24 protein-coding genes are annotated in these 23,271 nt (G+C 51.1%); 19 read left to right on the top strand and 5 right to left on the bottom strand.

What is annotated here, in order from left to right; translation table 11 throughout:
• Positions 1–92 precede the first annotated feature (92 nt).
• The 5 genes from F7231_RS14335 (at position 93) to F7231_RS14315 (ending at position 2,815) form a co-directional block, all read left to right on the top strand.
• Positions 93–731 carry a hypothetical protein gene (locus F7231_RS14335; protein ID WP_166692398.1) on the top strand — a complete coding sequence of 213 codons (639 nt, stop codon included), beginning with the start codon at positions 93–95 and terminating at the stop codon, positions 729–731.
• A complete protein-coding gene (locus tag F7231_RS14330; protein WP_310589338.1) occupies positions 718–1,389 on the top strand; it encodes an outer membrane beta-barrel protein in 672 nt (223 codons plus the stop codon). Before F7231_RS14335 ends, F7231_RS14330 begins: the two co-directional genes overlap by 14 nt.
• Before the next feature lie 130 nt (positions 1,390–1,519).
• Positions 1,520–1,735 (top strand): hypothetical protein, encoded by a 216-nt coding sequence (locus F7231_RS14325; RefSeq protein ID WP_166692396.1) that lies wholly within the window; start codon positions 1,520–1,522, stop codon positions 1,733–1,735.
• A complete protein-coding gene (locus F7231_RS14320; RefSeq protein WP_262889672.1) occupies positions 1,717–2,133 on the top strand; it encodes a type II toxin-antitoxin system VapC family toxin in 417 nt (138 codons plus the stop codon). The genes F7231_RS14325 and F7231_RS14320 overlap by 19 nt, the downstream gene beginning before the upstream one ends.
• Before the next feature lie 376 nt (positions 2,134–2,509).
• Positions 2,510–2,815 (top strand): DUF1330 domain-containing protein, encoded by a 306-nt coding sequence (locus F7231_RS14315; protein WP_166692394.1) that lies wholly within the window; start codon positions 2,510–2,512, stop codon positions 2,813–2,815.
• Here F7231_RS14315 and F7231_RS14310 read toward each other — a convergent pair.
• Complete coding sequence (locus F7231_RS14310) at positions 2,787–2,966, bottom strand: hypothetical protein (RefSeq protein ID WP_166692393.1); 180 nt, start codon at positions 2,964–2,966, stop codon at positions 2,787–2,789. The two genes, F7231_RS14315 and F7231_RS14310, sit on opposite strands and share 29 nt — an antisense overlap.
• Positions 2,967–3,023: 57 nt before the next feature.
• On the opposite strand from F7231_RS14310, the gene F7231_RS14305 reads away from it, so the two are divergent.
• The 7 genes from F7231_RS14305 to F7231_RS14275 all read left to right on the top strand — a co-directional run bounded on the left by F7231_RS14305 (position 3,024) and on the right by F7231_RS14275 (position 9,479).
• Positions 3,024–3,920 (top strand): NAD(P)H-binding protein, encoded by an 897-nt coding sequence (locus tag F7231_RS14305; protein WP_166692392.1) that lies wholly within the window; start codon positions 3,024–3,026, stop codon positions 3,918–3,920.
• A gap of 22 nt (positions 3,921–3,942) precedes the next feature.
• Positions 3,943–4,803 carry an SDR family oxidoreductase gene (locus tag F7231_RS14300; protein ID WP_166692391.1) on the top strand — a complete coding sequence of 287 codons (861 nt, stop codon included), beginning with the start codon at positions 3,943–3,945 and terminating at the stop codon, positions 4,801–4,803.
• Positions 4,804–4,892: 89 nt separating this feature from the next.
• On the top strand, positions 4,893–5,807 hold the full coding sequence (locus tag F7231_RS14295; RefSeq protein ID WP_166692390.1) for a helix-turn-helix domain-containing protein: 915 nt from the start codon (positions 4,893–4,895) through the stop codon (positions 5,805–5,807).
• A 135-nt stretch (positions 5,808–5,942) separates the two neighbouring features.
• Positions 5,943–6,686: a subclass B1 metallo-beta-lactamase gene (gene bla, locus F7231_RS14290; protein WP_166692389.1), complete on the top strand. Its 744-nt coding sequence runs from the start codon at positions 5,943–5,945 to the stop codon at positions 6,684–6,686.
• A gap of 161 nt (positions 6,687–6,847) precedes the next feature.
• A complete protein-coding gene (locus F7231_RS14285; protein ID WP_085411558.1) occupies positions 6,848–7,180 on the top strand; it encodes a YegP family protein in 333 nt (110 codons plus the stop codon).
• A 152-nt stretch (positions 7,181–7,332) separates the two neighbouring features.
• Positions 7,333–8,841 (top strand): hypothetical protein, encoded by a 1,509-nt coding sequence (locus tag F7231_RS14280; protein WP_166692388.1) that lies wholly within the window; start codon positions 7,333–7,335, stop codon positions 8,839–8,841.
• Positions 8,842–8,963: 122 nt separating this feature from the next.
• On the top strand, positions 8,964–9,479 hold the full coding sequence (locus F7231_RS14275) for a gamma carbonic anhydrase family protein (RefSeq protein ID WP_166692387.1): 516 nt from the start codon (positions 8,964–8,966) through the stop codon (positions 9,477–9,479).
• An 8-nt stretch (positions 9,480–9,487) separates the two neighbouring features.
• Here F7231_RS14275 and F7231_RS14270 read toward each other — a convergent pair whose 3' ends face one another.
• The 3 genes from F7231_RS14270 to F7231_RS14260 are packed head-to-tail and all read right to left on the bottom strand — an operon-like array spanning position 9,488 to position 12,102.
• The gene (locus F7231_RS14270; protein WP_085411561.1) at positions 9,488–10,510 is read right to left on the bottom strand and encodes a hypothetical protein; all 1,023 of its coding nucleotides are present in this window, start codon (positions 10,508–10,510) and stop codon (positions 9,488–9,490) included.
• Between the two features lie 57 nt (positions 10,511–10,567).
• Positions 10,568–11,590 (bottom strand): thiamine-phosphate kinase, encoded by a 1,023-nt coding sequence (gene thiL / locus F7231_RS14265; protein WP_085411562.1) that lies wholly within the window; start codon positions 11,588–11,590, stop codon positions 10,568–10,570.
• A 59-nt stretch (positions 11,591–11,649) separates the two neighbouring features.
• Entirely contained in the window at positions 11,650–12,102 is a 453-nt protein-coding gene (locus tag F7231_RS14260) for a hypothetical protein (RefSeq protein WP_085411563.1), read from the bottom strand.
• 104 nt (positions 12,103–12,206) lie between these two features.
• On the opposite strand from F7231_RS14260, the gene F7231_RS14255 reads away from it, so the two are divergent.
• On the top strand, positions 12,207–12,452 hold the full coding sequence (locus tag F7231_RS14255) for a cytochrome b5 domain-containing protein (RefSeq protein ID WP_166692386.1): 246 nt from the start codon (positions 12,207–12,209) through the stop codon (positions 12,450–12,452).
• A gap of 7 nt (positions 12,453–12,459) precedes the next feature.
• Positions 12,460–13,308 carry an N-acetylglucosamine kinase gene (locus F7231_RS14250; RefSeq protein WP_166692385.1) on the top strand — a complete coding sequence of 283 codons (849 nt, stop codon included), beginning with the start codon at positions 12,460–12,462 and terminating at the stop codon, positions 13,306–13,308.
• 66 nt (positions 13,309–13,374) lie between these two features.
• On the opposite strand, the gene F7231_RS14245 is transcribed toward F7231_RS14250, so the two are convergent.
• Entirely contained in the window at positions 13,375–17,358 is a 3,984-nt protein-coding gene (locus tag F7231_RS14245; protein WP_166692384.1) for a putative Ig domain-containing protein, read from the bottom strand.
• 519 nt (positions 17,359–17,877) lie between these two features.
• Between F7231_RS14245 and F7231_RS14240 the strand changes: the two genes are divergently transcribed.
• From F7231_RS14240 to F7231_RS14220, 5 genes are all read left to right on the top strand, one after another.
• The gene (locus F7231_RS14240; RefSeq protein WP_085411567.1) at positions 17,878–18,951 is read left to right on the top strand and encodes a ferredoxin--NADP reductase; all 1,074 of its coding nucleotides are present in this window, start codon (positions 17,878–17,880) and stop codon (positions 18,949–18,951) included.
• A gap of 73 nt (positions 18,952–19,024) precedes the next feature.
• Complete coding sequence (locus F7231_RS14235; RefSeq protein WP_166692383.1) at positions 19,025–19,744, top strand: glycosyltransferase family 2 protein; 720 nt, start codon at positions 19,025–19,027, stop codon at positions 19,742–19,744.
• Between the two features lie 127 nt (positions 19,745–19,871).
• A complete protein-coding gene (locus tag F7231_RS14230; protein WP_085411569.1) occupies positions 19,872–21,422 on the top strand; it encodes a cellulose synthase family protein in 1,551 nt (516 codons plus the stop codon).
• Positions 21,419–22,807 carry an MptA/MptB family glycosyltransferase gene (locus F7231_RS14225; protein WP_166692382.1) on the top strand — a complete coding sequence of 463 codons (1,389 nt, stop codon included), beginning with the start codon at positions 21,419–21,421 and terminating at the stop codon, positions 22,805–22,807. The genes F7231_RS14230 and F7231_RS14225 overlap by 4 nt, the downstream gene beginning before the upstream one ends.
• A complete protein-coding gene (locus F7231_RS14220) occupies positions 22,782–23,270 on the top strand; it encodes a flavin reductase family protein (RefSeq protein ID WP_085411571.1) in 489 nt (162 codons plus the stop codon). The genes F7231_RS14225 and F7231_RS14220 overlap by 26 nt, the downstream gene beginning before the upstream one ends.
• Position 23,271 lies beyond the last annotated feature (1 nt).

Here is a 23,271-nt window from a genome sequence, read left to right as displayed (position 1 = left end):
AATGAGTTTAAAAACTCCAACTTCTGCTTTACGGCATTGCAGAAGCTGGAATATTTCCTAGAATGACAGGTCAATAAGTTTATAAAAAGACAATGGAAAAATCACGAATTGATAGATATATTAAGAGAGCATTTCCAGAACACTGGTTTGATTATGCTAGGGAATTAAGAGACGCATCTCTTATATTATGGAGAAATCATTCTAACGAATTAATTGTTTATCTTACCCACGATGAGGGAAATTATCATAGAAAACTTTATTCTCGCACTTATTTTCTATTAATGGGTTTAGCAATAGAAAATCTATTTAAAGGATTATTGATTTCTGAAAATCCAGAATACGTTAAGGATGGAATTATACATAGAGATATTTCTTCTGGGCATAATATTCTGTTTTTATCTGAAAAGGTTAAATCTTTGGTATTCAGCAATGAAGAAGAAGAAATCTGCAAAGTATTAAGCGACGTAATTCCATACTGGGGAAAGTACCCAATCCCTAAAAACTTTAAACAATTAAAGAGTGAGGTTTTTATGTCTGAAGACTGGTTCAGCAAACTTTTAAATTTATATGATAAACTTGAAATTCAATTATACATTTTAAATTACGATGGAATTAAGGGGCCAAACGGAATAAACTTCCCCAAAATAAGAATTCAAGACTTAGATATTAAATTAGGGAGACCCGTTGTTCGGGGATCAGATATAGAAAAAGTCCTAAATTATAAGCCCTAAGCTTATCAATAAGTATACAGTAAGTTTTATTATTTATAATAAGCAATTCGGTTTTAGTCCAATTTCGGTTGCTCTGCTGGGCGCATGCATGACGGGCGTTTTGGCTCGAAGCTGGGTATCGATCGCGCCCGCTTACTGGCTTAACGCAACCAAGACTAGTTATCAGGTTGATGTCCTCAACCCCAACGGGTCGAGAACGCTGATTCCGGCGGATATCCGTAGTACGGTTTCGTCGGTTGGGCTAACGGCGCGGTATCATGTCACGCCGAAATGGGATGTGTCGGTCGGGGCGTTGTATTACCGGAACACGGCTCGGATAGCGAATTGGCAAGGGCCTGGTGACCCCTCACCCTTCACCAGTGAGGGATGGCAAGTGCCCGTTCTGGTGAATTACTGGCTAACGGATCGGCGGCTATCGCCCTATTTTTCGGCGGGTGTCATTTTCGCCAAAAGCAAAACGTTTACAGCCGATCACCTCTGGACGGAAGGCGTAGTTGGCGCGGGGGTAGACTACCGCTTCAACTCGCGCCTGTCGCTACTGATTCAGCCCACGGCTTCGTACTCTTTCTACAAACCGGCTGTCAACCCCGCCTCACAAACGCTGAACTACAAAGCCTACAGCTTTGGCGCGCAGACGCAATTGATCTGGCGGTTATAAGGTAACACGATTCCGGTAGGGCCTAATGCTAAGCGCGGCAGGTACGTTGCTGGATAGCCACCGGTGCTACGCTGCTGAGCCATTAACGGGGCGAAATTTGTTGTATACTTGTAGCATAGCACAAAGACCAATGAAGACCTTACTCGTCAGCGATAATGATTTAGCCAAAGCCCTTAAGCTGCTGGGCGAGAATGGCATAGACGCTCAGGTAGAGACGCCCATTCCATTTCTGCGTACTGGTAATGCTAGCCCCACCGAAACCCCTGCTTCGTTCGGCGGCATATGGGCGAAAGACGAGCGCACAATGGAGTCTATTCGTAAGGCAGCATGGCCCAAAAGAAGATAGTCCTTTGTGATTCAAACGTCTTGTTTGAGTATTTCCGAGGTACGCCCGTCATGCTACAGGAACTTGATGAACTCGGTTTCTCTCGGCTGGCCCTCAGCGTAATATCAGAAGCAGAGATGTATGTCGGTATGAAGCGAACAGAGCGGCGGAAGACAACAGAGACCATTAACAAATTCAATATCATTGGCCTGGATGCAGAAATTTCCCGCACGCTTCTTCGATTAACCTGGGAACACCACACAAAACGCCCCGGCATTGCCGACATGCTGATTGCAGCAACGGCCCTGACGTACCCAGTTGAATTGTTTACCTTCAACAAGAAAGATTTCGACTTCATTGAAGGCATTACATTCTACCGGCCCAAGTACCAGCATCAATTCGGCCCGAAGCAAGAGTAGCTATCAGATGATAGGGCAGCGGTTATCGTCCTATTTTTCGGCGGGTATCGTGTTGTCCCAAAGCAAAGCGTTTACAGACTATCACCTCTGGCTAGAAGGCGTAGTTGGCGCGGGGGCGATTACCGGTTCACATCGCGCCTGTCGCTGCTGGTTCAGCCCACGGCGTCGTATTCTTTCTACAAACCAGCGGTGAACCACACCTCGCAAACGCTGAATTACAAGGCCTACAGCGTCGGCGTGTAAACGCAGTTGATCTGGCGTTTCTGAGGTAATACGAGGAAGGCTCAGATGGCGGGTACGTAGCTACGTTTAATCCGTTACGTAGCGATGGGCTTGCCCAACTCGTTTGCTAACTTGCTGATAACCTAACGCAATCATGATCTACTTCACGCAGCTAATTTACGTTAACGAAGGGCAGGAAGCGGTATTCCATGAGTTTGAGGACGTAGCCATTCCGCTTATTGCGAAGTACAACGGGCAGCTTTTGTTGCGGGTACGTCCCACTGACGAGGCGTTTATTGACGAGCAGTTGATGGAAAAGCCGTATGAAATCCATTTCGTACGCTTTGAGACCGAGCAGGATTTCAGGGCTTTTTCGCAGGACGAGAGCCGAAAGCAGTTTCTGCACCTGAAAGAGCAATCAGTTCGGGCGGCTATCCTGATTCAGGGCGCACGGTTGTAGCGGTCACACATACCGGGTGGCCAACCGTGGTATCCGGTGAACCAGGTACGTTGCTGGTTGCCGGAAACGTACCTGTCCTGTCGCGGGCTACACCAGTCGGTAGTTCGGTTCTGTACTTCGTTACGTACGTGGTTTCGGATACAACGACCATAGATTCGGTTACAGTTGGTTGTCCGCAGCGATGGACCTTTGTCAAAAATCAACGACGATGAACCTTGTAGTAACCGGCTCGCTGGGCCATATCAGCAAACCACTGACCGAAGCGCTTGTCCAGCAAGGGCATACCGTCACGGTAATCAGCAGCAACCCCGACAAACAGGCCGCCATTGAGGCGCTGGGCGCAATTGCCGCTATCGGCACGCTCGACGACCCCGACTTTCTGACAATCACGTTTACCGGTGCCGACGCCGTGTACGCGATGGTACCGCCCAACTATAACGTACCTGACCTGCGGGCCTATTACGGGCGCATCGGACGTACCTACGTGCAGGCCATCGAGCAGTCGGGCGTAAAGCGGGTAGTTTACCTCAGCAGCTACGGCGCCGACCTGACCGAGGGCACCGGCGTTATTCTTGGGGCGCATGATATTGAAGGCATGCTGACGGCGTTGCCAAACGTGAATGTGACCCTGCTACGCCCGGCGTTCTTCTATTACAACCTGTTCACCCAGGTCGACATGATCAATGGCATGGGCTTCATGGGTGCTAACTACGGCGGCGACGACAAGCTGGTAATGGTGGCTCCCATCGATATTGCCCTTGTTGCGGCCGACGAGCTGACCACAGCGGCTACGGGCCAGTCGGTACGTTACATTGCCAGCGATGATCGCACCTGTGCCGAGATTGCGCACGTACTGGGTGCCGCCATTGGCAAACCAACGCTAACGTGGGTCACGTTCACCGATGAGCAGGCGCGCAGCGGTATGGAGGCCAGTGGCGTCCCAGCCAGTATTGCCGCCGATCTGGTCGATTTGGGTGCCAGTATTCACTCAGGCAGTATGCGACGCGATTACGACCTGCACCAGTCGACACCGCAGGGAAAGGTAAAACTGGAGGAGTTCGCCACGGAATTTGCGGCGGTGTATAACGGATCAGTAGCAGCGTAGCTCCATGTCAACAACCAACACTATGATTCTTGTAACCGGCGCAACGGGCCAGCTTGGCGCTTCCGTTATCGAGGCTTTACTCAAAAAACTGCCTTTTTCCCAGCTTGCCGCGTTGGTTCGCGATGAGCAGAAGGCTAGCCATCTGGCCGAACGCGGTATATCTATCCGGCTGGGTACGTACGACGATCCTGCTTCACTCGACCAGGCAATGGCGGGAATCGACACGGTACTGCTGATTGCCGGAACCGATGAAGACAACCGGCTTCGGCAACACCAGCGGGTGGTCGACGCCGCGAAAAAAGCCGGCGTTCAGCGGATTGCCTATACCAGTCGGGCGTTGAAAGACCGGAGCACGCTGGCGAATCAGTTAATGGAAGGTCATTTCCAGACGGAAGATTACATTAAAGCGAGCGGACTGGCCTACACGCTGTTTCGAAATATTCTCTACATGGACACCATTCCGCTATTTGTGGGTCCAGCGGTGTTCGACAGGGGCATTTACCTGCCAGCGGGTGAAGGGCGGGTGGCCTTTGCGCTTCGAAGCGAAATGGGCGAAGCAATGGCCAATGCTCTGCTTACGCCGGGTACGGATAACACGGTCTATGAACTGACGGGCAGCGAATCGTATTCTTTCAGCGATGTGGCGACTATGCTGACAGACCTATCCGGTAGAGAGGTACGTTATACGGATACGCCAGCGGTAGCCTTTGCTGAGCAGATGCAACAGCGGGGATTGCCCGAGTTCAGGGTTCAGCGTATGATTGGCTTCATGACCGACATCAAAAACGGGCAGGAAGATACAGTAAGCGCTGATCTTGAACACCTGCTTGGGCGCAAACCGGCGTCGCTTCGGGAAGGGTTGAAGGCGTTGTTTACCTTGTAGATTGCCTGGTGTAGGGTTTCACGCCGTACGTTGCCGAAGCCTAGCAACACACAGCAAAACCACCTGATCACTACCAACTCAACGTACCTATGAAAAATGGACAGCCGCTTCGCCTGAAAACGATTACCGAGTATCACCAGAGCAGGCACTTGCCGAAGCCGGAGCATCCGTTGATCAGCGTGATCAATTTTGAATCGATCAAAGGGTTTTCGTGCGAGAAGTCGACCAGCATCGTTCAGGATTTTTACTCCATCGCCCTGAAACGAAATTTCAACGGCAAGATGAAATACGGGCAGCAGGCGTACGATTTTGATGAAGGTGTACTGTTCTTCGTTTCACCCGGTCAGGTGTTTACCATCGAAGCCCAAGCCGAGTTATCCCATACGGGCTGGTTGTTGCTGATTCATCCCGATTTTCTGTGGAATACCCCGCTGGCCAAAAAGATCAGGCAGTACGACTATTTCAGCTATGCCGTACACGAAGCCCTGCACCTGTCGGATAAGGAAGAGACAATGATTTCGGGGCTGATGCAACAGATTGCGCAGGAATACCACTCCCCCATCGACACCTTCAGTCAGGATGTGATCATTGCGCAGCTGGAGCTCATGCTGACCTATGCCGACCGGTTTTATCACCGGCAGTTTATCACCCGCAAAATCACGAATTATCAGCTCCTCGACCGGCTCGAAACCGTTCTGACCGATTACATCAACAGCGATGCGTTGGCAAAAAGGGGCTTACCCACCGTTCAATTCGTGGCCGATGCGCTCAATGTGTCACCCAACTACCTAAGTGGCTTGCTGAAAGTACTGACTGGCCAGAGCACACAGCAACACATCCACGATAAGCTGATCGAGAAGGCGAAAGAACGGTTATCGACCACTGAGTTAACCGTTACGGAAATTGCCTACGAGCTGGGTTTCGAGCATTCGCAGTCGTTCAGCAAACTGTTCAAGAGCAAAACTGCCCAGTCGCCACTGGCATTCAGGCAATCGTTTAACTGATTGCTACATGCGCAGTTGAGTTCATGCTGTATTTATGAGGCGAAATGGCTGGTACTTAGTCGAACGGCTATACGTCAGCCATTTCGCCTCATATAATGCATCAGCGTTGTAAATTAGCGCTTTCTCCTCCGGCCAATGCGCACGCTCACTACACTCATTTTCGCTCTCCTCTTCACTGGTTTTGCCCATGCACAGTCGAAACCCAAACTCACCGTTACGCCCCTGACCGACCGGGTATACGTACACGTTACGTATGGCGAATACCAAAACAGCTTCACCCCCTCGAACGGACTCATCATCCGGACAGACGACGGCGTAGTGCTGGTTGATACAGGTTGGGACACGCGCGACAACACCGACAATACGCGTCAGCTACTGCAATGGGTGGCCGATAGCCTGCACCAGCCTGTTCGGTTGTGCATTGTTACCCACGCCCACGGCGATCGCGTTGCCGGCACTGGCGAGATGCAAAAAGCGGGCATCCGGGTCATTAGTACACCGCGAACGGCTCAGCTGGCGGTTAAAGACGGGTACCCGTTGCCAGAAGGTATTCTCCCGGCCGATACCACCTTCACCATCGGCAACGTACCTATTCGGTGCTATTTCCCCGGCGAAGGCCACACCAGTGATAACATCGTGGTCTGGCTACCGAAGCAGCGGATTCTACACGGCGGTTGTTTCGTGAAAAGCACAGCGGCCTTTGGGATGGGCTTCGTGGGCGATGCAAACATCAACCAGTGGGCTACCTCAATGCGGCGGGTGATGGCTCGGTTCGGTAGCGCCAAAATCGTGGTTCCCGGTCATGAAGAATGGGGCGATACCAAGTCACTGACGCATACGATCCGCTTGCTGGAGAAACACGCAGCCTCCAAGCGATGATACGCTGGGTGGCGTCGCGCCAAATTGTTGCCAGCTGATCATCCTTACCACCCTAAACCAGCTTCTTCGTTTGCCGAACGGATAACTTTAACGCGTATAATCAACGGAAAAAGTTATTTCTTTACTATTCATTCCTCCGCTAAATACTTAACTAAATAACCATGGGAAAATTCGTGATTACCAAGCGCGCCAATGGCGAGTTCCAATTCAATCTGAAAGCTGGTAACGGCCAGACAATCCTAAGCAGCGAGGGCTATTCCTCAAAGTCAGGTTGTGAAAATGGCATCGAGTCGGTAAAACGCAATGCACAGGACGATAACCGGTTCGAGCGCAGAGAGTCATCGAGTGGTAAGCCCTTCTTTAGCCTGAAAGCTACAAATGGTCAGATCATAGGCTCGAGCGAGATGTATGAAAGCACGTCGGCCCGTGATAATGGTATTGAGTCGGTGAAGAAGAATGCTCCCGACGCAACAGTGGATGATCAGACCGCCTAACTACATCATTGGGTACTTAATAAGCAGTAGGCAATATATTCTACAGTTTTTGTAGAATACTTCTACACTCCCCGTACCTAAAATGCGCTTAGCGGCCCAAAATTGGCATTGGCACCAATTTTGGGCCGCTTTTTTGTGAAAATAGCAACGTTATGAAAAAGAAGGTGTGGGTAGTAGGCGCTATGTTAGCTGCCATTACCAGTTTATCATCCTGCGCCACCGTAGAGGGGTGGCTTTACAAAGATTCTAATTCTGTAAACAGAGCCCCATCGACAGCACGTAGCTCAGATAGGGATGACGACCGCAGGCGAGACAGCGACCGTGAAGGCCTTTTCTCGCGCAACGACCGTGATTCGGATCGTAGCAGCCGCACTACCGACCGTCGGGATGATGACCGCGATGGCCTTTTCTCACGTACTGATCGGGACCGCCGCACCAGCGACCGGAACGATGATAACAAAGGGCTGAAAGGCCTGTTCTCGGATCGAAACAGCGACCGTGACCGCGATGATGACGACCGTGTATCAAGTCGTGAACGCTCCGGGTCTTACAACAATCGGTACCGGTCGGGAGACGACAATAGCCGTCGAAACTCACCCTCGTATAACAACCGGTACAATTCAGACTCGTACGCAGATCGGGATGACGATCGGTATAGCCGTGACGATGATCGGTACGACTCACGTTCGTCGAACGATCGGTACAGCCGCGACGACGATCGGTATGATTCTCGCTACTCAGATGACCGGTACAACAGCCGCCCTGACCGCGACGGCCGTTCTTCTTACAATGACGATCGGGATAACAGTCGTTCAGACCGGTACAGCACTGACATGAACGGTCGCTCGTACCGTAGCGATGATCGGAATGACAATCGCAATTCTTACAATTCCGGTAATTCATACAACGGTGGCTTCGACAATCGCAACGCCTATATGGATCGTGGCGACAACCGAAACAGCTATGACGATCGGAACTCGTCACGAAATGACCAATATAATGGCTCACAAAGCGGTGACAGGAATTCTGACAACCGCATGAACGATGATCGTCGGATGGGATCGAATCAGTCGAACGGCTATGATTCGTACAACAACAGGTCGGGAAGTGGTAATGACAGTTACAACACTAACTCGCGGAGCCAGCAGGGAATGCGGCAGGATCAGGACAGCCGGAACATGAACGGATCTGGTAGCGATTCATCGATGATGGATAATCAGAATCGGAACAGTCAGGACCGGTCTTATTCGCAGGCAGACAGATCATCGAACCAAAACGACCCAAATCGGGGTGGCGGAATGATGAACAGCGGTGGTCGCAGCGAAATGAACGCCGGAGGTCGTTCAGGCAATAATGATCGCTTCACTAACGACCGTCAGGATCTGATCGAGGAGATCGACGACGAGATTTCGAAAATCGACAAAAAGATGGACGAGTTGAAGGCCGACGTACCGAACGAAAATCGGTCGGCCCGTAAGGCCCGGGAAGATGCCCAGAAAGACCTTCAGGAGAAACGGCGGCAATTGACCGATCAGGCCTACAAAGTGCAGCGTACGTCAGAAAGTGACTTCCGTCAGGTACGTCGCGAAACGAACCGCCTTGTCGACGACGTGACCGATTCGATGGAAAAGCTCGTCAAAAAGGCTACTGACAAAAAATAGAGCGGACGATTGAGGCGTAAGCGGTGTTGGCTGACAGGTCAACACCGCTTTTTTTATGGGGTATACCATACCGGCAACGATTCTCTTTACGACCTTTGCAGCAATTCACTTTTACAATCACTATGGCCCTGATTCGACCTGTTCGCGGCATTTCCCCCCAATTTGATGACTCGTGCTGGATCGCCGATAACGCCACCGTAGTAGGTGACGTTGTGATGGGCCGTGATTGTACCGTGTGGTTCAACGCCGTGGTTCGTGGCGACGTCAACCAGATCAGGCTGGGCGACTGCTGCAACGTACAGGATGGGGCGGTCATTCACTGTACTTACCAGAAAACAGCAACAACCATTGGCAATTACGTATCCATTGCCCACAATGCAATCGTTCATGGGTGTACCATCGAAGATCTGGTACTGATCGGGATGGGAGCCATTGTGATGGACGGGGCCGTCATTGGCACCGGGTCGATCATTGCCGCAGGGGCCATCGTTACGCAGAATACCATTGTACCGCCAGGCAGTATTTACGCTGGCAATCCGGCCCGCCTGCTCAAGGCCGTGTCGCCCGAGCAGGCTGAGGTCTTCATGCGCACCGCCAACAACTACGTCATGTACGCCGGCTGGTACCGGAACCAGTAGGTCTCGGGCTAGTTACGGCCAACCAGCCGTTTAGCCACTCCTACGCTACGAATGGTCAGCAACCAGGCTTCGCGCCGGGCATTATCCCAGGCAGTGTTGAGCCACACGTTGAAGCCAAAATCAGCTTTTTTAGGGTAGTTGGTATCGATGTACGCCTTAGCCCGTTCTTCGGCCTGCCAGTAGCGATCAACCTTATCGTAGGCAATGCTGCCACTGCCGCTTTCTTCAAATGGGGCGTGGGTTAGGTAGTCTTCCAGCACAATATGCTGGAATTTAAAGCCGCGGTTGAACATCTCGTGGAACCAGACCGTAGCCATATCGGCACCGCGCCACCCCCCGCCATAACAGCCAACAGGACCAACCGGTAAGGTGTTTTTCCGGTAGGTATCAATATTGATCAGGGCACAGTACTCATTCAGCCGGCATTCGGGCAGCGGGTGCACACGCCCCGCTTCAATTACCTGTATGTCAAGTACTTTCCGGGGCGTATTGTAATTCTTGTGCAGCTCAACCGCTTCCTGCCTATCGGGTACGTACAGGTGCATCGTCGTCGACGAACACCGATTGGCAAAGGCATGCGACGCCGGGCAGCTCCAGCACTGGCCAATAGAGCCAATACCAGCCAGTTCGGGCTGTTTTTCATACGTAGCCAGCATATCACCGATCATGTCGCGGTGAAACAGCAGGTCGTTATGAATGACGCAGAGATACGGCTTATCAGTTTTTTCCAGCGCGTACTGAAACATGATACTGTGCCGGTACCGCTCGTCGGTGCGGGTACGTTCTACATCGTGGGTATCGGGCGCCAGAAAGTAAGTGGGGCGGTGAATAACAAACGTTACGGGATCGCCTTTGAAATAATCGACTATTTTGTGCAGGCCGCCCCAATCGTTATGTGGCTGGCGGTATTCGTACGACAGGTATATTTTATCTATATGCTGTCTGCTATGTTCCAGAATACTTTTAATCGCAATAATCGTGTGATTGGGCTTACCGTAAATGATAACCGCCACATCAACCTTTTTTTTCATAACCTGAATTAATCGAAGGAACACAGTAAGTTCCAAATATACGCACGAACCTTTTTTCTAACGGTTCCAGCCCTGTGCCTTGATCTGTGTTTGCTGCCCAGCTTTTGTGGCCAACACCACACGGTCGGGGGTATTGGTCATGTAGCCAACGGCAGTAATGCGACTGTGGTTTTTTAGCTTCTCAAATTCCTGCGGTTTCACAGTGAACAACAGTTCGTAGTCTTCGCCCCCATTCAGCGCGGCGGTAATCGGGCTGATTTTAAATTCTTCGGCAGCCAGGTACGTCTGATCGTCGAGCGGAATATTCTCATCGAAAATAACCGCCCCCGTTCCCGACTGCGAGCAAAGGTGCAGCAGTTCAGAGGCCAATCCATCAGAGATATCGATCATGGCGGTGGGCACAATGGCCAGATCGCGCAGTTCATGAATGATGTCGGTTCGTCCGTCGGGCCGTAATTGCCGCTGAATCAGATAGGCTCTCTCTTCAGACAGCGCAGGCTGCATATCGGGGTTGGCCAGGTATTCCTGCTTTTCGCGTTCCAGCAGTTGCAGGCCCAGGTACGCCGCGCCCAGATCGCCCGTAACACAGATCACATCGTTGGGCTGGGCGGTGTTGCGGTACGTAATGCGGTCTTTGGGTACCTGCCCCAGCACCGACACGGAAATCACCAAGCCCGAGCGCGATGATGCAGTGTCGCCACCAACCAGGTCGATTTTATACGCGTCGCAAGCAGCCCGGATACCCGCGTATAGCTCGTCGACGGCCTCAACGGTAAACCGGCTACTCAATCCCAGGCTGACGGTGATCTGCGTGGGCAAGCCATTCATGGCCGCAATGTCAGATACGTTTACGGCTACGGCTTTAAAGCCCAGGTGCCGAAGTGGCATGTAGGTTAGGTCGAAGTGGATGCCTTCCAGCAACATATCAGTAGACAGCAAGCCGAATTCTGAGTCGGAAAGGGCGAAGACAGCGGCATCATCACCGATGCCCCGAATAGTGCCGGGCTGCACGGGCGATGGGGTCTCTTTCCGAATGCGATCGATTAAACCGATTTCGCCGATAGTGTCAAGTGTAGTCATATCAAAAAAGCCGTTCCAGTTTAACGGAACGGCCTCGGTATTGAATAAGTTGCGGACGGTTACCCCTTCCGTAGGTTATATACGTTTGTTGTGTTGCCCGTTTTCTGATCGGGCGTTGTACGCGTCAGCGTCACGGTACCGTCGGCCAGGTTTGTAATCGTAAACGTGATGGTGCCGTTCGTGCCGGATGGCTGAGGTGTCAGCCCGCTTAGAACGATCTGGTTATCACCTACTACTGTGTAGGTACCCGTAAATACACTGCCGTCGACGGCGGTATAGGTTACGGCCGGTGGATTCGAGAGGTTAAGCCGAAACTGGGAGTAGCCAGGCTTTGTGTTCGACGTACCACCGCTTGTATACACCGTTGTGCTACCTTCCAGCACTGATGCAGCTACGTAGTTGTTTTTAATCCGATCGGCGACAGGTACGGCAGGTTCCGTTCCCTTGCAGCTCGTAAGGACATAGAAAATTGTGCTAAGCGCAAGTAAGAGTGTGTATTGTGTCTTTTTCATAAGCCTTTCATGCATCTGACCCGAATGTTAAAGGTACATGTATATTCAGTAAATAGACAAAGGTACTTCCCGTTATTTTTGTGGGAGTGACTAAATGGTTCGCTATGCAATACCCTGCCCATTTACCCCATTACTCAAGATCTCAGCTAGCGTTGCGCAACGGCAATGACCGCGATGAAATATGGTGCGCCTACCAGGGTCTCATCTACGACGTAGGTGCATCGCGGCTATGGCGTAACGGAAAGCACTATGAACACTGGGCTGGACAGGACCTTACTGACGAACTAGCCGACGCCCCCCATTCTGAGCTTGTATTTCAGCGGTTTAAGGCTGTTGGGGTATTGATTTGATTAACGAATGAACACTAAACTAATTGCGGATAGCGGCTCCACTAAAACTGAATGGCGCCTTATTCGCCCCGGGCAGCCAACACTCGCTATCCGAACCGATGGGCTGAACCCTTACTTTCAGGACGAAGCCCAGCTTCGGCAAACCTTACAAACGCAGTTGCTGCCTGACTTACCAACCCTGACAGCACCCTGTACGGTTTACTTCTATGGCACTGGCTGCACCGGCCCCGACAGTAACACCCGAATTGCCAATGCCCTACAATCAATACTTCCTGTGGCTACCTTAATTGAAGTAGCTAGCGATATGCTGGGTGCAGCCCGCGGGGCATCTGGTACCGAACCGGGTATCGTCTGTATTCTCGGAACTGGCTCCAACACTTGCTTTTTCGACGGCCAAACCATCACGACGCCCAGTTATTCGCTGGGCTTCTGGCTCGGTGACGAGGGCAGCGGCGGCAATTTGGGCAAACGGTTGGTCACCGCTTTTCTTCATGGCAACTTACCCACCGACCTGCACAACGCGTTTGCAGACCAGTACAACCTCGATCGACTGACTGTACTGGACCACGCTTATAACAAGCCGTACCCTAATCGATACTTCGCACACTTCGTGCCATTTTTAGCTGAGCATCGTCAGAGTCCCTTTGTACAGGCACTCGTACGCACCGCCTTTGCCGATTTTCTGACCCTCTACCTTACCCGAATGCCCGATTATGACCAGTTTCCGATTCATTTTGTGGGCTCAGTAGCTTATTTCTTCTCCGATTTTCTTCAGGATCTCCTGTCTGAACGGCATCTGCTGGCAGGCCGCTTCGTTCAGGTGCCTATCGACGGGTTGATTGCGTATCACACATAAAAAGAATGACAACCAGTTGCCTGGTTGTCATTCTTTTATCTACGAGCTTGCCCGCTGCAGAGCTTATCAACCTCCTTCATTCGGCACCACAACGTCAAACCGGATGGTGGTGGTGCCTATCAACGTGCCCGTACCATTGGCACCAGAAAATACTGTTATTTTTAGCTGATACGACCCAACATCTGGTTTAAAGCCCTGACCTGTCGGGTAAAGCAAGTAAGGTGCATTGTTGGCATATACCGTCCGTTTTGCTTTTCCGGTCAGTTCCATCAACACGCTTCCTGCAGTTACTTTAGGCTGGCAACTTAGGTTGGCTAGAACAGGCATTTTTTTGCTGTCGAGCAAATCACCGTCTATCAGTTCCTTCAATACCCTTCCCTGCGCATCGAGCAAAATAGTGGTCACAGCAAAACGGGGCACCGTACGTACTGTGATCAGGAACGTGTCGCTGACAGAAACACCGGCATTGTCTGTTGCTGTTACGATAGCCGGGCTGCTCCCAATCAGAGTTGGGGTACCTTCTATAGCCTGCTTAGTTGGGTTGTAGCTGAGCCCGACCGGTAAACCACTTAGTGAGATCGACGAAATGGTACCGTCGGCATCTGTAAACATCCCAACCGGCAGCGTAATAGAAGCGGGTACGTTCACTGTCAGCACCTGGTCGGCGAGTGGTTTGGCTAGCACTGGCGCCTTGTTTGGCCGTAAACAGGGAGTGGTATATGTGAGCGTTTGCTCTATCCCACTCTGGCGCACCCGCAGTGTTAGCGAGGTACCGTAACGCGGGCCTTCGGCCAGGGTATAGACAGACTGGCTAGTCCAGGCCAGCAACTGATCGATGCTGTAGCCAATGGTAGTTCCGTCGCCGTCAGCAGTCTGAAATTCAAGTTTTCCCGTGGCGCAATCGAACAGCGGAGCCAGTAAACGTAACGGCTTTTGCTGAGGCACTACTGTCACGTTGAACATTGTACTGACTGAACCTCCCCGGTCATCCGTTGCTGTGGCTGTCACTGTCCAGGTACCTGTTACTGTGGGAGCACCACTCACAACAAGCGAAGCAGTCGTGTACGTTAGTCCCGGAGGTAAACCCATCAGCGCAATACTTGCGATTGTTCCATCAGCATCTGCAAAGGTGCTGGCAGGCATAACAACCGACAGATTCCGAAACTGCGTTATGGTTTGGCTCAGAATCGGGTTAGCAACCGTTGGCAATTGGTTTGGAGGTGGGCAGGCTGTGTAATACACTCCGAAAATAATCTGTCCACTTTGTCTGGCCTTAATGTCCAACTGCGAACCTGTACGCATATTGGCCGCCAGCGTAAATGACGTTTGCGTTGACCAAGCCACTAGTCTGTCGATACTGTATTCTATAGGTGTCCCGTCACCATCGGCTGAACGGAACTCAAAAACACCTGTTTCGCAGTTGAGCACGGGCTCGAGCAGCCGAAGTGGTTTTGAATCGGTGCTGATAATAATTGAAAATGTTGTTGATACGGTAGCTCCTTTGTCATCTGCGGCGACAACAGTGATGGGCCAGTTTCCTGTAGTAGTTACGGTCCCCGTGATCATCCGGGTCGATGGATCATAGCTGAGGCCCGATGGTAATCCGCTCACGCTAACCGACGCAATCTGGCCATCTGGATCGGTGAACGTAGCAGCTGGAATAGAGATTGACAGGAATCGGTTGACTATGCCGCGCTGTTCACTGATGGCCGCGCTAACTACCGGTGCCTTGTTGACAATCGGACAAGCTGTGGTGTAGTATATCAAAAAGTTTACTCCGCTTTGCCGGGCCCTGATAGTCAGGCGCGTTCCGTAGCGGAACTGGTCGACCAGGTTGTAAACAGTTTGCGTATTGTAACCATACAAATCGTCGGCTGCATACTCGACAGGAGTACCATCCCCATCGGCCGAGCGGAACTCGAACCGACCTGTTATACAATCAATCAGTGGATCTAAGAGTCTAAACGGCTTCACACCCGTGCTACTTTCCACTGTAAGTTTAAAGGAGCTAGTTACAGTAGCCCCCTTATTATCAGTGGCCAGGATAGTAACCGCCCATACACCCGAGGTGCTTACGGTTCCCGAGATGATACGGGTTGATGCGTTATAAGTTATTCCGGCGGGGAGGCCCGATACACTGATCGATGCAATTGACCCATCTGGATCTGAGAACATGTTGGCCGTTACACTTACACTGAGTGCTTTACCCACAGCAACTACCTGATCAGGAATGGTGCTGTTGACAACTGGAGACAGGTTTGTGGTAGAAGTAGCGCAGGTGGTAGTATAAATCAGCGAAATTTCTGTCCCGCTTTGCCGGGCCCGGATAGTCAGCGCCTTCCCCGAGCGAAGTTGCTCTGTCAAGGTGTACACTGCTTGTGTGTTCCAGGCATACAAACCATCGACGGCATACTCTATAGTGGTCCCATCACCTTCTGTCGATCGGAATTCAAACCGACCCGAAGCACAATCCAGCACAGGGTCGAGCAACTGGAGTGGGAGCGTCGCCCGCTTTACCGTTAGCGTAAAATAGTCAGTAACACTAGCGTTTCCATTGTCAGTAGCTGATATCGTTATCTCGTTTAAGCCAATCAGTGTTGGCGTACCGCTGATCGTCCGCGAGGCAGCATCATAATTCAACCCAACCGGCAGGCCCGCTATATTGACTGAGGTAATCTGTCCGTCAGCATCGGTGAAGGTATTGTCGGGTATTTTAAACGAGAATGCTTTATTAATGATTGCCGTTTGGTTAGGCACCCGGTTGGCCACCGTTGGGGCCTGATTGACCACGGGTGTTGTGGTTGTAGCCAGCAAATCCTCATCAATCAATATACGGACAGGTTTTCCTTCATTACCCCCACGAATGGTGTTCCACTGCCCGAAGACGCCTGTCTCGTAGATATTGCTCTGAACGACTGTAGACAACTTAAACGTCATCGTACCAACAGGCGTCACCGTAGTGACCGGCTGGCTGAGCAATCCTTTAGCCCTTATTTTATCCATAATGGCTTTGAAGTACTCGCCATTGGCATCGGGCCAGAAGTTGGCAAATGTAATAATCTTGGCGCCGTACTTATAGAGTTCCTCAGCCATTTCGGCCTGTTGGGCCGACTTATCGACACGATCATATAAGTACGCAGCGCCATCTATTTCGTTGAGAATCCACGCGCCGGGCTTCATATTACTGCGCAGTAGATCCATTGAGTACTGATGAATATAGGCGGCATCATCGTTCACCTTTATACCATCATACAACTCGGCTAAGCTTTTGAAGGCCAGGGTTCCCCGATTCGCGCTATTACCATCCCACACGCTTCCCTGCTCCGTAATGATGTGGATAGTTGGATCTACGGACTTGACGGTTTTAGCAAACCGGTCATTGAATGTCTTCAACAGCTGGTGGCGAAACACGTACCAGTCGGCACCCCGCTTACCGGGAAATCCACCCTGATTGTTCTGATCCGGGTACGTTGGCCGGATTGCCGTAATAGTTGAATAATCTGTATTCCAGGCCCGGTTCAGTTCGGCAAGACTACCGTTATATTTAGCCAGTGCCCAGCGCTGAAAATCTGCGATTGTCAGCTCGTTATAGTCGTAAGTAGTTTTATACTGATCCGGAAAATTAGTAGCCCAGTATTCGTTCTCCCATTGTGGGTTAAACGTAGCCGACATGAACAGCAGATCGCCCCGGTCATTTATGTATTTATACCGCTGAGCTACAGTTCGAACAAATTCCTGCACCTTATCCATAGCAGGGGTGTAGCCGAAACGTGCATGCGATGTTCCTTCCAGATCCATGATGTTTCCGCGGGTGTCGCGCATACATTGTTCCTCTGGCCAATACCCAATCCGATCTTTCCGACCTGTACGAAGCCGTATAGCTATTTTTGCTTTGTACTTCTCGGCTACCTGAATAAACCGGTCTATATAGGCCCAATCGGGCGCACTATTCAGCGAAGGCTGTAGGATATCCCAGGCAATACCAATAACGACCGAGTTACAGCCATTAGCAAAAGCCTGTTCCATTCCCAAAATCTGACGTTTTTGCATACTACCATCACTGTCTCCGTAGTGATAGAGCGTGTACATTGCATATCGCTTACCGTCTTCTACATAACCCTGCCCAAATGCAGGTTTTACAATAACTACTCCTATTAGTATAAGAAACCAATACACAAGCAGCCTACCAATCGTAAAAGATTGTTGCATAATTTTTAGTTGGATTTTGTATGCTTACTAATTCTGCTCAACCAGCGGGAGGCTGTCACCAGGTTGGGCAAGGGGGATCTACTTATAGTTTGGGTTAGAAAAAGACCAGTTTGTATAACGATATAAGGAATTAAATGGTCTCTGCCAGATCGTTTAGCAATTATCGTGCGAAGAAGTAGGATGAAAAGAAATTTATTCAGTGGTAGATTCATTACAGTAAGGTAAGCACGGTCTGGAACAAATATAGACTATTACCTTTAGTCTATATGGTTAATTCCACACCTGTACTATCGGTTTTATAACGACCTTTACTGGTAAAAAATCCATCAACAAAGTTCGTCTACGAGGCGTTACTCATTCATGGCTAATCGGTATTATCTGAAAGTGAAAGAAGTGGTACGGGAAACCCCCGACGCCATCACGATACAATTCTGGCACCCTATCAATGAAGTAGTTCGCTACCAGCCTGGCCAGTTCTTGACTTTTTTATTGACCATTGGTAACCAAAAAGTCCGGCGGTCTTATTCAATGTCGAGTTCACCACACGTAGATGCATCTCTGGCCGTTACTGTGAAGCGGCTACCCGGTGGCTTAGCATCTAATTATCTCTGCGACAGGATCAAAGAAGGCGACGTACTGGAGACCCTTGAACCCATGGGTACGTTCACCCCGGCACTCGACTCGATGGCTAAACGGCTGCATATTCTGATTGGAGCTGGCAGTGGCATTACGCCCCTCTTCTCGATGATGAAGTCGATTTTGCATACCGAACCCAAAAGCGAAGTATGGCTGATCTACGGTAACCGCAACGAAGAAGAGATCATTTACAAGGCACATCTGGATGCGATCTCAGGCGTATACACGGACCGCCTGACGGTAACACACGTGCTTAGTCAGCCAAGCCCCAGCTGGAGTGGTTTTTCGGGACGGATCAACCAGTCTAATTTGTTGAAACTGCTGGAGTCGCACAAGGTAGAATCGTTGCGTCAGGCCGACTACTACCTGTGTGGCCCCGATGGGTTGATGGACGAGGTACGTTCGGCGTTAAATTTGCTAGCCGTACCAACTGACAAAATTCACCGTGAAAGTTTCCAGACGGCCACCACAGCTCAGGCTGTTGGCGCGGTGCTGGAAGGCGATACCGATGATGACGACAGCAGCACGCAGGATGTAACAGTGCTCTATGAAGGCAACGAATACAAATTTACCGTTGAGCCGCATCAGACTATTCTGGAAGCAGCACTCGACCAGGATATCGATCTGCCCTATTCGTGCCAGGCCGGTATGTGTACTGCCTGCTTAGGCAAGTGTGTGTCTGGCGAAGTGAAACTGGATGAAGAAGACGGCCTGTCGGCCTCGGAGATAAAAGCGGGTTATATTCTGACCTGCGTAGCCCATCCGGCGTCTAAAAACGTAGTAATCGAAATTGAATAAACCAGGTACAGCCCGTACCCCAAGATGCCGGTAAAGGATCGACCTTTACCGGCTTTTTTACGTATACATTCCTGTGCATAATTCCCCTGCCCCCGTTGTTCTGGTTATCATTCCCGCCTTCAATGAAGAGAATTCGGTAGGCAACGTTATCCGCGAAATTCCGATGCATGTCGTTTCGGAGGTTATTGTGGTCAACAACAACTCAAACGACCAAACGGCAGTTCAGGCCGCCGCGGCCGGCGCTACGGTTCTCGACGAACCCATCCAGGGATATGGCCGGGCCTGCCTCCGTGGAATCGCGTACGCTCACAATCGCCAACAAAAGCCCGATATCATCGTTTTTCTGGATGCCGACTATTCTGACTACCCGGCCGAGCTGACCGACGTGATTGCGCCAATTTTGGCCAATTCCGCCGACTTAGTCATTGGCTCGCGGGCATTGGGTGAGCGGCAGCAGGGGTCGATGACTCCACAACAGGTGTTTGGCAACTGGCTGGCAACGCGGCTAATTCATTGGCTCTACGGCGTTCGTTTTACCGATTTGGGGCCATTCAGGGCTATTCGTTACACTAGCCTGATAGCCCTCGATATGCAGGACACGACCTACGGATGGACAGTGGAGATGCAGGTAAAAGCGGCTAAGCGCGGGTTGCGTAGTGTGGAAGTACCCGTTCGATATCGCCGTCGAATTGGTCATTCCAAGATTTCGGGTACGTTACGGGGGACTGTTCTGGCGGGCTATAAAATTTTGACTACCATTGCCAGATACAGTGGTACGTCTGGACGGTCGTAAGTAGCATAACGCGAAAGCGACAGGGTTGTGTGGCCACTGACAACAGGCCCATGACCCGAAATTGCTTTTGGCATTTTTAACGAACTGCCAACGTTATGAACCTATCCAGACGACTTTGTCTGACTTTATGGAACAGTTTATTCTTACGCTTTATGCCCTTACGCTGCTGTTGCTGTTCATCTACAACCTGGGACAGCTAAGCCTGATTGTCATCTATCTCCGATCGGGAAAACGACAGCAGGCTCAGCGCGCGCCAGTCAGTATGCCCGGTTCAGCAGCCTGGTCGGCGCTTCCGGCTGTAACCGTACAACTGCCCCTCTATAATGAACGCTATGTTGTTGAACGACTCATTGATGCTGTAGCTGCGCTGAATTACCCAGCAGATAAGCTGGAGATTCAGGTGCTCGACGATTCCACAGATGATTCTGTTGACCTGAGTGCCAAAAAAGTAGCCTACTACCAGCAGCTTGGCTTAACTATCCAGTTGATTCAGCGGCCCGAGCGGGTGGGGTTCAAAGCGGGAGCCCTTGCCTATGGGCTCGACCGATCTGCCGGTGAGTTCATTGCTATTTTCGACGCCGACTTTGTGCCTGATCCGGATTTCCTGCTGAAAACAATTCCGCATTTTGCCAGCCCGTCGGTAGGGATCGTCCAAACACGCTGGACGCACCTCAACGAAGATTACTCACTCCTGACGCAGCTGCAAGCCTTTGGATTAAACGCGCACTTTTTCATTGAACAGGGTGGCCGTAATGCGGCCGACTTTTTCATGAATTTTAACGGTACGGCGGGTGTGTGGCGCAAGTCAGCTATTTATGACGCGGGGGGGTGGAGCAGCGATACCCTTACCGAAGACCTTGACCTGAGTTATCGGGCACAGTTGAAAGGTTGGAAATTTGTATACCGTGAAGACATTGGCTCACCCGCTGAGTTACCTGTAGCAATGGCCGCCCTGAAGTCGCAGCAGTACCGATGGATGAAAGGTGCAGCCGAATGCGCCCGCCGCCTGATGCTAAGCGTATTACGTTCGCCGAACGTACCTGTTGTCAATAAGCTGCACGCGTTTTTTCATCTCTTCAGCAGCTCTACCTTTCTGCTGGTATTCATGCTGGCTTTTTTGAGCGTTCCTGTTCTTTATATCCGCAGCCTTCACCCCGAATGGGCAACGGCTTACTACTTGATTAATTTCTTTCAATACAACCTTATTATCCTGCTTCTTTTCTACGGCATACCGTTCTGGCGATCACATACGCAACGCCGCCGGTGGTTTCCGCTTTATTTCTTATCCTATTCATCGCTGATGATGGGGTTATCGCTCCATAACGCCATTGCCGTTATCGAAGGCTATATCGGTCGAAAAACGCCTTTTGTGAGAACGCCTAAATTCAACGTTCAAAAGGGCTCTGACAACTGGCGGTCTAACGTGTACATGGCGTCGGGGTTTCCGTGGCTCACCCTGTTGGAGGGCCTTATGCTACTTTATTTCCTAGGCGGTATTGGGCTGGGTATCTACTTAAACGATTACCGGATGCTCTTCTTCCATTGTATGCTGACAGCAGGCTTCGGTATGGTATTCGTATATTCGCTGCTGCACACAGTGCGTCTTTCGGCGGGACCTCGGTCAATCAGTACCGATACGCCCAACACTGAACGGCGACCGGCTGGTGCGGTTGCATGATCCTACCCAACCCTTTCTCTGCCACACCAGCCCTACGCTGGGGCTGGCTCCTTTTATCGGCCTGTCTATACGGCCTGCTTGGCTACGCTACGCCGCGTGGGCAGTTTCCGATGCTTATTGGCCTATATACACTGCTGATGTGGGGCTATAGCCTGCGCGCTCAGCCTCTATTGCTGGCCACTACTGATGCCACAGCAGCGCCCGACAAGTTTTTAGCTGGGTCAGCTATAGTATTCAGGCTATTGCTGTTACTGGCCATGCCCGCTCTCTCAGATGACTATGCCCGATTCATCTGGGATGGCCGGCTGCTGCTCAACGGGGTCAATCCCTTTCGGTACTTACCCGTTGAGCTGATGGCTGGTGGCGTAGCACCGGATGCTCATATCGACCCTACGTTGTACCAACTCTTAAACTCACCCAATTACTACACCGTTTATCCACCTGTCGACCAACTTCTCTTCGCACTGGCTGCCTGGATAGCTCCCACTAATGCCGCAAGTAGTGTAGTGGCGTTGCGGGTACCGATTATTCTGGCCGATTTAGGTACGTTATGGTTAATGATCAGATTGTTGACACGCAACGGTCGCAACCCTAATCTAGCCTTTCTTTATGGCCTGAATCCACTGATCATTCTGGAGCTGACCGGCAATGTCCACTTCGAAGCCATTATGATTTTCTTTACCTTGCTGGCTGTGTACCTCTGGCAGGTACACAGACGAGTTCTTTCAGCAGCTGCGCTGGCCATGGCCATTGCCACCAAACTGCTTCCACTGATTGCGCTACCTGTGATAATCGCCCATATTGGCTGGCCGCGTGGTATTCGGTACGCAGCCCTGGTGCTGGGTCTGGTGGGCGTGTTGTTTATTCCGTTCTTCGATGTATCGCTGCTCTTGAATATGCTGGAAAGCATTGAACTGTATTTCCGGAAATTTGAGTTCAACGCCAGCCTGTACTACCTGATTCGGGAAGCTGGTTTTTGGCTGGAAGGCTACAATATCCTCGGCCGTATCGGGCTGTGGCTTTCGCTGGCAACAACGGTTGGTTTACTGGTCATTGCCTTTGCCCGCGTTTTCCCGGTCTGGGTACGTATACTCTGGATGCTTACGCTCTACCTGGCTATGGCAACAACGGTTCATCCCTGGTATATCACCTCGTTGGTGGCGGCATCAATCTTTGTGGCCTCACCAGCTTATTCCATTCGATATATGTTGGTATGGTCTGGCCTGGTGTGGCTCTCCTACTCGGCCTATCGAACCGACCCCGTTCAGGAGGACCATATGCTACTTCTAGTTGAATACGGAATTGTTTTTACGCTTTTTGTTATTGATACCCGACGTTACCTAACCACCCACCGAACCTATGCCCAAACGTCTGCTCAAGTATAAAAATTACGATGTCCACTCGATCACGGCCGTGGCCGACCCAGGTACACCTCAGCAACGCCAAAATGCCAATATTGCTACCTGGGTAATGCAGACAGCACTGGGCGGTAGCCGACTGGCCGTGGCTCTTTATAAAATTGACTACACCATTGAGCTTGTGCGCCAGAGCGGGTTGCTCAATGTAAACCTGCTGGCCCAAGACCAAACTGGTCTGATCCGTAAGCTGGGCCGCCAGTCGGGCCGCACCGTGGACAAGTTCATCCGGCTACCGCATGCCTACGATGATCGGGGCTGTCCTTACCTGACCGAGGCCGTTGGGTACGTTCAATGCCGCGTCCTCGACAGTGTCGATGGCGGCGATCACGATGTGTTTATCTGTGATGTGATCAGGCAGGTGGTGCTCAACCCCGGCAAGACAGTATTGACCAACGACTACCTGAAAGATAAGAAATTGGTCAGAGGATGAT

The sequence above is a fragment of the Fibrivirga algicola genome, from assembly GCF_011742925.1.
GTDB lineage: Bacteria > Bacteroidota > Bacteroidia > Cytophagales > Spirosomataceae > Fibrella > Fibrella algicola.
The sequence above is the reverse complement of the archived record's forward strand: the minus strand, read 5'-3'. Positions and strand labels throughout refer to the sequence as shown.